The organism is SAR324 cluster bacterium, from assembly GCA_015232315.1.
Classification (GTDB): domain Bacteria; phylum SAR324; class SAR324; order SAR324; family NAC60-12; genus JADFZZ01.
The window spans coordinates 82,868-94,969 of record JADFZZ010000011.1 but is presented as its reverse complement, the minus strand read 5'-3'; the positions used below and the strand labels follow the sequence as shown (position 1 = coordinate 94,969).

Genomic DNA, 12,102 nt, shown 5'->3' with positions numbered 1-12,102 from the left:
TGGTTACCCGGTTATATGGACGCGACACTGGACAAATACATTCAATTGCTCAAGGCCTCCCGATATTGCTCAAACCAAACGGAAGAGACCCTGCTGCAAATTATCAATCTGGGGCAGATCATTCATTATTTCCCAGATGAAGATGTCTATTGCGAAGACGAACCACTGACAGATCTGTTCATTCTACTTTCAGGTTCGGCAAGTGTTATCCGACAGGGATGCTCGATTATGGAGTTATCAGACTCCGGAATGATGATTGGTGAAGAACAACTGTTTGAACAAGGCCTCACAGAACACACCATTTTGGCAAAGACCTCCCTTCAATGCCTGAAACTGTCACTTCCCTATTTGCAAACAGAAGTTTCACATGAATGGGTGGATCGAACATTTCTGAAATGGGGAATCCTGTCGCATCAGAATAAAATGAAGATGCTGACAGAAAAGAATCTCGAATATGTCAAACATGTGGAAATACTTCAGCGTTATGAATCCACATTCATTGATTCTTCAAAGAACATTCACGGGAATAAATTCTGGAAAGAAACTTCAGACGTCTCTCACTCAAAAAATCTTCAATCCGCCATTCAGTTCCATATCGAATTTGAAAAACTCATCACGCAGATTTCCATTCAGTTCATCAACGTTGAAATGGAAAAAATTGATGAATCGATTGTTGATGTTCTGGAAAAGATTGGAATGTTTATTCATGCGGAACAAATGCACATGGCCCGTTTTGACGATTCAGGCATCAGAAATTTCTTTGAATGGCATAATGCCAAGGTTTCTCCTGCATTTCAGGACCAATCCTGGATTGAGGACAATCTTGACTGGATCAAAAATGAGCTGGAACAATTGGGCAATTTTGAAATCCCTATCTTCACCCAGAAGCCAATCACACCGGATGAGGATGATGATTTTCCGGTAAAGTCGCTGATTGCGGTTTCCATGAAGCGTTCCGGTGACGTGGTCGGGTTTATCTCGTTTGATTCTTTTTACACATGGGATACCTGGCTTCAGGAAGATCTGGCCTTGTTACAGATTATTGGAGAAGTATTTTTGAATGTTCTGGAGCGTAAGGAATGGGAAATAAAGTTGAGTCATGCACGTGATATCGCTGAGCAAGCCAACCGCAATAAAACAGAATTCATTGCCAATCTGTCCCACGAAATGCGCACTCCGCTGAATGGGATCATGGGTTTTTGTGAATTGGCGCAGACTTCCGGACAGTTGCAGGATATTCAGCATTACATGGGAAGAATTCTGTCTGAATCGAGAGTGCTCAAGGGGTTGATTGATGATATTCTCGACCAGGCAAAACTCACTGTGGGTAAATTGAAACTCGATCCACAGCCATTTTATCTTCAGGATCTATTGATTGATCTGGATGAAAGTCTGGGAACACAGATACGTCAAAAAAAGTTAACATATCAATGGCAGTTGGATGAAACCATTCCTGAAATCCTTGTGGGAGACTATGGCCGACTGCGACAGATTTTTGTCAATCTGATCAGCAATGCCGCAAAATTCACAGAACAGGGTGGCATTCAATTGCGATGTACACTGCAAGACGATCAGGGAACCACCGTCGTACTGAAATTTGACGTGGAAGACACAGGCATCGGGATTCCCGCGGAACAGTTGGATCGTATTTTTGAGAGCTTCACTCAGGTGGATGGGAGTTTAACCAGAAAATATGGTGGCACAGGTCTGGGAACCACCATTTCCAAAGCGTTGGTTGAACTGATGCAAGGGCAGATTCAGGTCCGCAGTGTCGTCAATCAGGGCAGTAGTTTTTCCTTCACGGTCTGTCTTGGAAAAAATCGCGAGGGTATTCCGGTAAACAGACATGTTTCCATAGAAAATACCGATCAGTACGAGCTGATGGCCAGCCAGGCGTTGAATGTGATGATTGTCGAAGACTATGAAACCAACCAGATACTGGTGGTACATCTGTTATCAAAGATCGGCGGACATGGGCATACCGCGGCAAATGGAGAGAAGGCTCTGGAAATGTTTCGCCCCGGTTTGTTTGACATGATTCTGATGGATCTGCAAATGCCGGTGATGGACGGTTTTGAAGCAACTCGACGAATCAGAAAAATAGAACAACAGGCTGGTCATGTCGCGGTGCCTATCATTGCGCTGTCAGCACATCCCTATGCTCGTGAATCCTCTGAATGTTTTGCTGTTGGTATGAATGATTTTCTCGAAAAACCGTTGAGTAAAGACAAACTGTTTATGATGATAAAAAAGTGGATAAGAAAGGAAACCATGGTTGAGTCTGAAAATAGATTATCCTCAGAAAATAATACGGTCACAGATACTGCTGTCAATAATCCAACAGACGCGGCTTCATCCCTGGAAAAACCGATAGAATACAATCAGGCCCTGTTATTGTTTGAAGAGGACAAAGATCTGCTGAATATGGTGATTCAGCAATTTATTGACACCATGGATGAACGGTTTTTGAAGATTGAAGAACTGATCCGTCAGCAGGATTGCCCTGCTATACGAAATGAAGGACATGGATTGAAAGGCAGTGCCCGTACCATTGCGGCCAACCGGTTGAGCGAATTGGCCCTCAAAATGGAAAAGGCAGGTGAATCAAACAATCTGGAACTGGCTCAGGAACTGCTGGTCGAGTTGCGCAATGAACAACAGCGGTTGCTGGCCTTCTGGGAAGCACACAAGGCCTCTTTGTGAAACCACTGAAACAATCAGGCTTGCTCTTCCATGGTTGCGGCAAATCGACGGATGAGTTCTCCCGCGGGTTCAATCTGATGAATACCAGACACACTTTTTCCAGCCTGAAAATAATCTTTGTAACCCTTGCCTTTGAGGGTTGACTGCTTGAATTTCCACAAGGACAACACACTGTAAAAGGTGCGCATCCAGTGTTTTGTTTTTCTGCCTTTCAGCAGAATTCTGGAAAATGGCCCGGCAGTCACACCCATTTTCTGCACAGAGGGTGTGTTGATGATCGCACAGGGAACTCCTGAAATTTTATCCGTCAGCACAATATCCTCTTCTGTCGCGTCCACGATCGCCTGTTTATAATCCTGATGTGAATTACATTCTACCGTCGCGATAAACGCGGTGCCCATCTGGACGCCCTGATAGCCCAGGTTCAAGGCATCAGCAAAATGCTGTTCATCACCAATGCCTCCCGCACAGATCAGGGGAACGCCAAGATCGTTCAGTTCCGAAATCATTTTTTCAGGAGAATGGGTTCCCGCATGACCTCCGGCGCGGTTATTGACGCAGATGATTCCATCGACACCTTCATTCAAGGCGCGTTTTGCCCATTTGCGTTCGGTCACATTATGATAGACAAGGCCTCCCCGGGCATGCGCTTTTTCAACCACCCAGGCTGGATTTCCAAGAGCGGTGACAAAAAAGCGGATGCCCTGTTCCAGTGCGATATCCATCCAGGCTTTCATCCGGTCTTCATAGGCCTTCACCGATTTTTCAACAATGATGTTCATTCCGACAGGCTTGCTGGTCAGTTCACGGATGAGTTTGAGGCCTTTCTCAAAATCATGTCCATGGGCATAGACCATGGACACAGGCTGGATGATTCCCAGACCGCCGGCTTCTGAAACAGCGGCAACCAGTTCAGGATTGCTACAGGGATACATTGCTCCGCAAATGATCGGATATTGAATGCCTGCCTGTCTGGTAAACGTATTTTCGAAAATCCCCATAACACTCCTCCTGTGAAAAATTATAAAATCCCATCATCTGTTCAGCCTCTGTCAAGGGCCGATCCTATGCAGGATGAATTTTGATGTCAAGGAGTAAAACCGACTTCAAACAGAGGCTCGTTTGCTGGAAACAATGCCCTGAAGCAATCACATCCAAACGCGTTTTTAAAATAAAAATTATTTGGTGGCTTCGGCGCCATGTTCATTTAAAACTTTCCTTGCACCTAATCCGGATTCCCCATAAGATACCACCCTGTCCACGTTATTCATTGATGCTATCCGTTGGCAACTCAAATATCCGAACCAGAAAATTCATGGGGATCATGGGAAAACGACATTTAACATATGAAGAAATTTACGAAAAAAAATTTGAAGATCTTAGAAACCTGGTCCCTCGTGAAGCACATCCTTATCTGGATCGACTCAAAGGCAATCTGCGAACCATTGAAGCCAAATATGCTCCGCTGTATGCCTCCGCTTCCGCAACCCCGGAAATGGAATCAGATTCCTCCTTTCTGAAAGTCAAGGATCCTTACACCATCAGGGAACATCTGGATACCTATGTGGTGGGCCAGCATGATTCCAAAAAGGTGCTGTCTCAAGTGTCCTACTACCACATGTCTCATCTGAAACGTGAAATGGAGACAGGCCGGAAAAATGAGAACTACATTAAATCATCCATTTTGATGATCGGTCCGACTGGTTCCGGTAAGACACTTCTGGCCAATACACTCAGTACCATTCTGGGTGTGCCGTTTGTGAAAGTGGACGCGACCTCTATGACAAAGACAGGTTTTGTAGGCGACAGCATTCAGGATGCGGTCAGGGAACTGTATTACGTCACCGATGGCGATATGGCCAAGGCGGAATGTGGCATCATTCTGGTTGATGAAATTGATAAACTGGCAGGCGGAAGTCGGGACGACTACATTTCCAATTCCATTGTGACAGGCAAAGGCGTTCAGCAGGAACTGTTGCGACCGATGGAAAATTCAACCATTGATATTTTTTCACAGACCAATATCAACAGCATCCGGGAAATGATGCAGGGCAATGATCCGGCCAATGCCAAGATCTCCACCCGCAACATCCTGTTTATTCTGGCAGGCGCGTTTGATGGTCTGGAAGAAGTGATTCTTAAACGCAAACGCAAGGAACTTGGGCAATCCATCGGCTTTGCCAAAAAAGAAACCATGACCATCCATGATGTGTCTCTCACTGATGTTTTGCCGCAAGATCTGATTGAGTATGGACTCATTCCCGAGTTGGTTGGAAGGATCACCTATATTGTGCCGCTGGAACGTCTGGATGAGCAAAAATTGTATGAAGTTCTCCGCGATGCCAAGGGGTCCATTTCTCAGCAAATTGAAAACAGTATTTCAAAAACAACAGGAAAAAAAGTAAGGTTCTCCGATGAATCATTAAAACGGATTGCGCAACAAGCCGCAGAAGTTCAGACCGGTGGACGAGCGTTGACAGAAATCTGCTTCCGCTTGACCAACGAATTCATGTTTCATCTTCCCAGCCTGAATCTGGAGGAATACACCATCACTCCTGAATTTGTAGATCAATATCTGCCCATGACATACCAGTTGATCGTCCGTCCGCATATTGAACAGAGTATGCGTAAATATCCATTTCTGGCTCCACAGGTAGATTGGAACGATGACGCCATTGATTATATTGTGGAACGAATGGTCAGTAAAAAAATTGATTCCATTCATAAATATGTGAGTGATTTCATGACAGCCTGGGCTCCCATCATCAACAATATATTTACCCAGCGACAACAGACCGTTACCATCACCCGGAGTATCCTGGAAACCTATGAAGCCAATCATTCCAATACCAATGAAATCATTTTCAATCTGCTTAATGGCAAAACCTGAAGAATCTTTTCAGGTTTTATCACAGAGATGCCACTGCATAGAGAATTATAAATTTCATGGATCCTCTGTGGGTCTGTGACTCTGTGACTGAATAGTTATTTTTTGAGTGAAGCTCGATGCCGGATCCCCATAAAAATTCTCCTGTTGTATTGATCATGTTGCCGCATTTCAAAGGCATAGGAGGTCATCTTTATACCTATTTCCGGGCAGTAGGCCGGGCAACCGAAATTCTGGGTTGGGAACATCATGTCTATTTGCCGTTGAAACACAACATCAGCCGGATTCCTGAGGATATTCCGGAAAACTGGCATTTTGCCCTGGATCAGGGCGTTACCATCAAGAACGACCTCGCCAATAAAGTTATCCGCAGGCTTCAATCTTTTTCCACAGCGCTGTTTAAGCTTTCCTCAACAGTGCGTCAGGTGTTGTCCCATCACTTGTCAGAATCAGAACGACCGTTGATTGTCATTACAGACGACTATTGGGTTTCTCGCATTGCCGGTGTGCTGGTGGCCTCGCTTCAGTCGTCAGACAGGATTCATGTGTGGTGTATTGAGCGTTTGGGAATCATGCCCTGGAAATATTGGCTGACCGCAAAATGGTGGCAGCAGCCCTTCCGGATTTACACAGAAATCCTGATGGGGAAAATGTATCAGCGGTTGCGGAACGCATCCAGATTTCAGTTTCTCACAGACAGTGAACTGGTCGCTCAAACCTGGCCTTCCTCTGAACCCATGACGGTTTTGCCAATTCCTCATTTGGAAACCTGCATTGATAATCCCAAACTGGATCTGAAAAAAAATGGACAGATTTTATGCTGGCTTGGCAAGGCCGACTCCTACAAATATGAATTTCTAAGATACCTGGATCTGCATGATGTTCTGGGAAAAAACAAACTGAGCTTTGCCATTCAGGACAGTCAGCAGTCCAGTACCCGGTTTCTTTCTCTGGATGTCTCGATTTTGCCCAATGGCTTATCCCGCCAGGAATACATGAGCTGGCTGGACGCCTCGGATATTCTGCTCTATCCTCATCCCGCCATGCTTTATCTCAACAGCACGTCAGGGGTATTTGTGGAAATGGTCGCCATGAAAAAACGATGTCTTGCGTCTGCCGGAACATGGATGGCGCATGAACTGGCACAATATGGACTGGAGGATTTGATTGTTACAAACTGGAAAATGCCTGATATCACACAAATTCTGCTACATGCGGCAACGGATCCCCTACTGGCGGAAAAACTGGAAACGATGAGTAAGCAATATCAACTCATCCATGGTGAAAAGGCTTACGCGCAAAAAATTCTGGAATTGTGGACCCGGACTTCAGCTTGAACTGGAAAGGACGCTCATGTTTACTATTATTCACCCTCATGAATTGACGGAACCTCAGCGCAACTGGCTGGCAATCGCCATCTGTGGCGCCATCATAGCGGATGGAAACATCGCCCCGGAAGAAATGCGATACCTGGAACAGGCACTCTCTTTCCTGTCATCCCAAACCAAGGTGGATGCCCTGATTGAAGCGGTAAAAACCCAGCAATTGCCCCCTCTCCATAAATTTCCCAATGGCAGTCGGCAGCAAGAAGTCCAGATCCTGCTGGAACTGAGTCTGATCCTTTCATCCGATATGGAGTTGAGCACTCGTGAAATGGATTTTTTATTTCAGGCGGGATTGAAACTGGGGTTTCCCAGGGATTTTATTAAAATAATCATCAAGTGGGCCGGGGAAGGCATTGTCTGGAAACGCAAGATGGAAGCATTGATTCAGGCAGGATCAGAACTGAAAGCCTGTTACGAATAAAATTTCAGGTTTCATGTTCGTGGATTTCACAGGCTTCACACCCCTTGCTCCATGAAGAAGTGCCATCTGTGAAATGTTCTTTTTTCCAGATTGGAACCGTATGCTTTATCGTATCAATGATATAACGACTCGCTTCATAGGCTTCCCTGCGGTGAGAACACGACACGACAATCGCTACAGAGCATTCGGTGACCTCCATTTTCCCCAGACGATGAACGACCTCGACATAATGAATCGGCCATTTTTTCTCGGCAGAGGCTACAATTTCATGGATTTTTTTAAGTGCCATGGATTCATGAGCTTCATATTCCAGAAAAATCACTTCTTTTTGCTCACTATGATTCCTGACATCCCCGCAAAATAATATCCGGGCACCAGCCGCCTGATGACGGCCACGATTCAGTAATGAATGAATATCAATAGATTCCCTGACAACGGCACATGGCATAATGAAAACTCCGGCACAAATGATATGGAATGGCAAAAGAATAAGTTGTAAAAGTTTGCTCGAGCCCTACGTCCCGTGGGGCACGTTTGTTATTTTTGAACGATCCTTATCGAAAGTAAGCGTTCAGCCGTCAGTTATTAGTTTTCAGGAATTCTCAAGGCCTGGAAGCCAAACGATATTTTCTGCTATTGAGTTATTTCTGAAGCGCATAAACACTGAAAGCTGAACGCTTACATCGAAAGTTTCATTTCCACCTGGTTTTACCCTGAAGAGTAACGATCACCCGGAAAAATTCTGTGAAAGTTCCATCCATGTGGGGGCCTCCGGATGATAAACAGGATAATCGGGCACATAACTCCAGCCGATTTCCAGCAACCGCAAGATCAGCATGGCGGTCATTCCCCAGATGTCATAGTCAGCATAATGGTAATGATGAGAAATAAAAGGACGCTGAAAATCATTCCGGATTTCTGCGGTGTGGTGTTCCGATTCCATAAAAAAATGGACTGGAACTTCAAACACGCTTTCAATTTCATCAGGGTTGGGAATGATCTGCAAATCGTTCTGAATGATACCGACAAAGGGCGTTACGAGGTAGAGGTGCCTGGAAATGATCTGATCAATCTGGCCGATGATCCGGACGGTTTCAGGAACAATACCCAGTTCTTCATGGGTTTCACGCAGGGCGGTTTCCAAGGGACCGGAATCCTCATGATCCTGTTTTCCGCCGGGAAAAGACACCTGACCTGAATGTGAACGCAGTTGGTCTGAACGACGTGTGAGCAGAAAATTCAGGGAATCGTCGCGTTCCAGCAGAAGAATCAGAACCGAAGCGCGTTTTTTGATATTGGGATTATGAGGAGGGTGAAAGCGGGCAAGTTGCTGTTCCAGTTGAGTGAGCATGGAAACAGCCATTGTCATTGCTCGCCAAACTGTTTGCGGTATTCCTGAATCTGGCGCAGTGTTTCCCGGGTCATGTAAACATTACCGCCAATATCGCGTTCACAGAGATATTCACAAACTTCATCAATGTTCACAATGGATCGAACCGCAATACCAGTGCTTTCCTCGAAGGCTCTGACCGTATTTTTTCCTTCCGTATTGGTTTCCCTTCTGTCCAGTGACACAAGAACTCCGGCAAACCGGGCCGGTGTCAATTCCTGAAGGAGAGCCACCGCTTCTTTTTTTGTGGCACCATCGGTGATCACATCATCCACCATGACCATGATGTCAGCAGGGATCGGGATTTGCCCGACCAGAAGTCCTTTGTCGCCATGCGTTTTAGCTTCTTTACGGTTGAACACATAGCCAATTTCGCCAAAATTTCTGGAAAACTCCATGGCGGCGGCCACACACAGCGGAATACCTTTATACGCGGGGCCATAGATCAGGGTTGCTTCGGGGAATTCCTGATGGATGGCCGCCGCATAAAAATAACCCAGACGACTGATCAAACCACCAGAGTTGAACAGGGATGAATTGAAAAAATAAGGGGATGTTCTGCCGCTTTTCAGGGTAAAACTGCCAAATTGCAAGGCTTTGACCTGGACAATAAATTCAATAAATTCCTGTTTGTATTCTTTCATAAAAATCGTCTTTCAATATTAAAGTAAAATTTGTTGGTCCAGGATGGTCCGCAATTCATGAAGAACGGTTTTCGCAAGTTCCAGACTGCCAATATCCGAGTTTCCTGTCGCATGGATTTCAAACTCGATCCATTCATGTGGACCATGATTAGTGAGTTGAATTTTCAAGGTAGGTATAATAGAGTTGTCATCTGATTGCTCCTGTTCCAGCCAGAAGCGACTGACATTATTCATGTTGATTGATTGTCCGTATAATTGAACCCACATTTTACCCCCTGATTAAAAGTCAAATTGAGGAATATCCAGTTTTTATTTCCTTAAAGTTGATAACTTGGCGAAAATTTTTATGAAAATCAACCCAAAACTCTAATTCAATCAAACCCTTTCCTGAAGGAGTCCTGTGGCAATTTATAATGATGTACTGGAACTCATTGGTCATACCCCGGTCGTGAGACTGAATCATCTTCCTGCTCCGCAAGGCGCGACCGTGTATGGCAAACTTGAAAAAAACAATCCGGGTGGAAGCGTCAAGGACAGGATCGCCTGGGGCATGATTCTGGATGCCGAAAAGAAAGGGTTGCTGAAACCGGGTGCTACGATTGTGGAACCGACATCGGGCAATACCGGAATTGGTCTGGCGATGGTGGCGACCGTCAGAGGCTACAAGATGATATTGACCATGCCAGACACCATGAGCTTTGAACGCAGGGCACTTCTGGAATATCTTGGCGCACAAATCGTTCTGACTCCGGGCGAATTGGGCATGAAGGGCTCTATTGATATGGCGACGCAATTGCGTGACGAACATGGATATTACATGATCTATCAATTCAGCAATCCGGCGAATCCCGCAGTGCATGAACAGACAACAGCCCTTGAGATTGTTGAGGATTTCAAGGATCTTGGACTCGATTATTTTGTGGCCGGTGTTGGCACAGGCGGAACCATCAGCGGATCCGGTAAAATTCTTAAACAACAGTTCCCTGGCCTTAAAGTCATTGCGGTAGAGCCTGAAAACTCTTCGGTTATCCAGGGGAAACCTCGAGGGTTGCATGGAATTCAGGGCATTGGCGCGGGTTTTATTCCTGACAATTACAATCCGGACGTGGTGGATGAAATTATTTCTGTCAAAGACCAGGATGCCTTTCAAACCGCCAGAGATCTGGGGGCACGTGAAGGATTGCTGGTTGGAATCTCTGCTGGAGCCTGTACCTGGGCCGCAATGCAGTGTGCTCTGAAAGCCGGACCCGGCAAAAATATTCTGGCAATCCTGCCTGATGGTGCGGGAACCTATATGTCTACCGCTCTGTTTAAAAGAGGGTATTAATTTTTCTGGAGAATGTGTGAGTAATGAAATTCGTTTTCAAAAAGCCTTAGCTGATATTATTAAATCCTATCAGAAACATTCTGAAATCGCGCAAATTGATGAAATATGCCTGCCTGCCAAAGACAGTATTCAACGTCTGGCCGATGATATACAGGTCTTGTTCTTTCCGGGGTTGATTCGGCAGGAATGTCTGGACCCACTGGATTTGCCTTATGTGATCGGTCAAAAAACCCTTTCCATTCACCATCGGTTGAAATCCTACATTAGGCAGGTGTTGCTCTGGGAAGCTGTTCAGCGAGGCGAACAGGCTGAGGAATCTCTGATCAAGGAACGTATTGAAACGATTGCGTTTGAGTTTATAGAGTATATTCCTGAGATCCGGGAAATTCTTTCTGACGATGTGGATGCCATTTTCCGTGGAGATCCCGCCGCAAAAAATAAAAAGGAAATTGTGATTGCCTACCCGGGAATGATGGCACTCAGCATTCACAGGACCGCTCATTTTTTCTACAACAGAAATATCCCCATTCTGCCCCGCATCATGAGTGAATATGTCCATTCCCAAACAGGGATTGATATTCATCCCGGCGCAAAACTTGGACGTGGCACCATGATTGATCATGGAACCGGTGTGGTCATCGGCGAAACTTCGATTCTGGGTGACCATATCCGTATCTATCAGGGCGTCACGCTGGGTGCGCTGAGTCCGGATAAAAAACATGCCCACTACAATCAGGTCAAACGACATCCAACCATTGAAGACAATGTGGTGATTTATGCAGGTGCCACTATTTTAGGTGGAGAAACAGTGATTGGCCGTGATTCTGTGATCGGTGGAAACGTGTGGATCACCCGCAGTGTTCCCTCTGGCAGTAAAATCTATATGGATACTCAATGGACGACGCAGAAATCCGTTTCATTTGACAATTGACTTAATTCTAAATTTTTGGACATAATTTATTCAGGCTTTGTTCAGCAGTGTTTTGCGGACAAGTCTTTCAAAAAAACAGATATTGTGAGTGTCATGAGCAATTTTCGCACTGAAGAAGAAGTTGGCAGTAAAACCCGGCAACAGTTACGTCCACCGTCAATGTACAAAGTTCTGTTGCATAATGATGATTACACCACAATGGAATTCGTGGTGCTTGTGCTGGAGTCTGTTTTTCATAAAAACAGTGCGGAAGCGACTCAAATCATGCTGGAAGTTCATCACCGGGGATTTGGTGTGTGCGGTATTTATCCTTTTGAAATCGCGGAAACCAAGGTGGAAGATGTCCATGATCTTGCGAAACAGCATGAGTTTCCCTTAAAAGCAAGCATGGATGAGGTATAACGAGGAGGCCGA

The 12,102-nt window shown here is 45.4% G+C and carries 12 protein-coding genes; 7 read left to right on the top strand and 5 right to left on the bottom strand.

Annotated features, from left to right (window positions below; translation table 11 throughout):
- Nucleotides 1–15 precede the first annotated feature (15 nt).
- Nucleotides 16–2,703 carry a response regulator gene (locus HQM11_10000; GenBank protein MBF0351353.1) on the top strand — a complete coding sequence of 896 codons (2,688 nt, stop codon included), beginning with the start codon at nt 16–18 and terminating at the stop codon, nt 2,701–2,703.
- A gap of 14 nt (nt 2,704–2,717) precedes the next feature.
- Here the strand turns inward: HQM11_10000 and HQM11_09995 are convergent, their stop codons facing one another.
- Nucleotides 2,718–3,704 (bottom strand): nitronate monooxygenase, encoded by a 987-nt coding sequence (locus tag HQM11_09995; GenBank protein ID MBF0351352.1) that lies wholly within the window; start codon nt 3,702–3,704, stop codon nt 2,718–2,720.
- Nucleotides 3,705–4,027: 323 nt separating this feature from the next.
- Between HQM11_09995 and HQM11_09990 the strand changes: the two genes are divergently transcribed.
- The 3 genes from HQM11_09990 (at nt 4,028) to HQM11_09980 (ending at nt 7,396) form a co-directional block, all read left to right on the top strand.
- Nucleotides 4,028–5,593, top strand: coding sequence for an AAA family ATPase (locus HQM11_09990; GenBank protein MBF0351351.1), 1,566 nt, complete (start codon nt 4,028–4,030; stop codon nt 5,591–5,593).
- A gap of 116 nt (nt 5,594–5,709) precedes the next feature.
- The gene (locus HQM11_09985) at nt 5,710–6,927 is read left to right on the top strand and encodes a hypothetical protein (GenBank protein ID MBF0351350.1); all 1,218 of its coding nucleotides are present in this window, start codon (nt 5,710–5,712) and stop codon (nt 6,925–6,927) included.
- Nucleotides 6,928–6,943: 16 nt separating this feature from the next.
- The gene (locus HQM11_09980; GenBank protein MBF0351349.1) at nt 6,944–7,396 is read left to right on the top strand and encodes a TerB family tellurite resistance protein; all 453 of its coding nucleotides are present in this window, start codon (nt 6,944–6,946) and stop codon (nt 7,394–7,396) included.
- A gap of 4 nt (nt 7,397–7,400) precedes the next feature.
- Here HQM11_09980 and HQM11_09975 read toward each other — a convergent pair whose 3' ends face one another.
- The 4 genes from HQM11_09975 to HQM11_09960 form a co-directional block, all read right to left on the bottom strand.
- The gene (locus tag HQM11_09975) at nt 7,401–7,844 is read right to left on the bottom strand and encodes a molybdenum cofactor biosynthesis protein MoaE (protein MBF0351348.1); all 444 of its coding nucleotides are present in this window, start codon (nt 7,842–7,844) and stop codon (nt 7,401–7,403) included.
- Nucleotides 7,845–8,123: 279 nt separating this feature from the next.
- Complete coding sequence (locus HQM11_09970) at nt 8,124–8,747, bottom strand: CoA pyrophosphatase (GenBank protein MBF0351347.1); 624 nt, start codon at nt 8,745–8,747, stop codon at nt 8,124–8,126.
- A gap of 14 nt (nt 8,748–8,761) precedes the next feature.
- Complete coding sequence (pyrE, locus tag HQM11_09965) at nt 8,762–9,430, bottom strand: orotate phosphoribosyltransferase (GenBank protein MBF0351346.1); 669 nt, start codon at nt 9,428–9,430, stop codon at nt 8,762–8,764.
- Nucleotides 9,431–9,448: 18 nt separating this feature from the next.
- Nucleotides 9,449–9,697, bottom strand: a complete 249-nt coding sequence (locus tag HQM11_09960) for a hypothetical protein (GenBank protein MBF0351345.1) — start codon at nt 9,695–9,697, stop codon at nt 9,449–9,451.
- A gap of 133 nt (nt 9,698–9,830) precedes the next feature.
- Here HQM11_09960 and cysK point away from each other — a divergent pair, with 133 nt between their 5' ends.
- The 3 genes from cysK to clpS all read left to right on the top strand — a co-directional run bounded on the left by cysK (nt 9,831) and on the right by clpS (nt 12,090).
- Nucleotides 9,831–10,757: a cysteine synthase A gene (gene cysK, locus HQM11_09955; protein ID MBF0351344.1), complete on the top strand. Its 927-nt coding sequence runs from the start codon at nt 9,831–9,833 to the stop codon at nt 10,755–10,757.
- Nucleotides 10,708–11,688 (top strand): serine acetyltransferase, encoded by a 981-nt coding sequence (locus tag HQM11_09950; GenBank protein MBF0351343.1) that lies wholly within the window; start codon nt 10,708–10,710, stop codon nt 11,686–11,688. The genes cysK and HQM11_09950 overlap by 50 nt, the downstream gene beginning before the upstream one ends.
- Nucleotides 11,689–11,781: 93 nt before the next feature.
- The gene (clpS, locus tag HQM11_09945) at nt 11,782–12,090 is read left to right on the top strand and encodes an ATP-dependent Clp protease adapter ClpS (protein ID MBF0351342.1); all 309 of its coding nucleotides are present in this window, start codon (nt 11,782–11,784) and stop codon (nt 12,088–12,090) included.
- Nucleotides 12,091–12,102: the final 12 nt, after the last annotated feature.

Bases quoted from the DNA above. Each gene is read 5' to 3' on its own strand.
- HQM11_10000 (MBF0351353.1), top strand. From the start codon at position 16: ATGGACGCGACACTGGACAAATACATTCAATTGCTCAAGGCCTCCCGA.
- HQM11_09995 (MBF0351352.1), bottom strand. From the start codon at position 3,704: ATGGGGATTTTCGAAAATACGTTTACCAGACAGGCAGGCATTCAATAT.
- HQM11_09990 (MBF0351351.1), top strand. From the start codon at position 4,028: ATGGGAAAACGACATTTAACATATGAAGAAATTTACGAAAAAAAATTT.
- HQM11_09985 (MBF0351350.1), top strand. From the start codon at position 5,710: ATGCCGGATCCCCATAAAAATTCTCCTGTTGTATTGATCATGTTGCCG.
- HQM11_09980 (MBF0351349.1), top strand. From the start codon at position 6,944: ATGTTTACTATTATTCACCCTCATGAATTGACGGAACCTCAGCGCAAC.
- HQM11_09975 (MBF0351348.1), bottom strand. From the start codon at position 7,844: ATGCCATGTGCCGTTGTCAGGGAATCTATTGATATTCATTCATTACTG.
- HQM11_09970 (MBF0351347.1), bottom strand. From the start codon at position 8,747: ATGCTCACTCAACTGGAACAGCAACTTGCCCGCTTTCACCCTCCTCAT.
- pyrE (MBF0351346.1), bottom strand. From the start codon at position 9,430: ATGAAAGAATACAAACAGGAATTTATTGAATTTATTGTCCAGGTCAAA.
- HQM11_09960 (MBF0351345.1), bottom strand. From the start codon at position 9,697: ATGTGGGTTCAATTATACGGACAATCAATCAACATGAATAATGTCAGT.
- HQM11_09950 (MBF0351343.1), top strand. From the start codon at position 10,708: ATGGTGCGGGAACCTATATGTCTACCGCTCTGTTTAAAAGAGGGTATT.
- clpS (MBF0351342.1), top strand. From the start codon at position 11,782: ATGAGCAATTTTCGCACTGAAGAAGAAGTTGGCAGTAAAACCCGGCAA.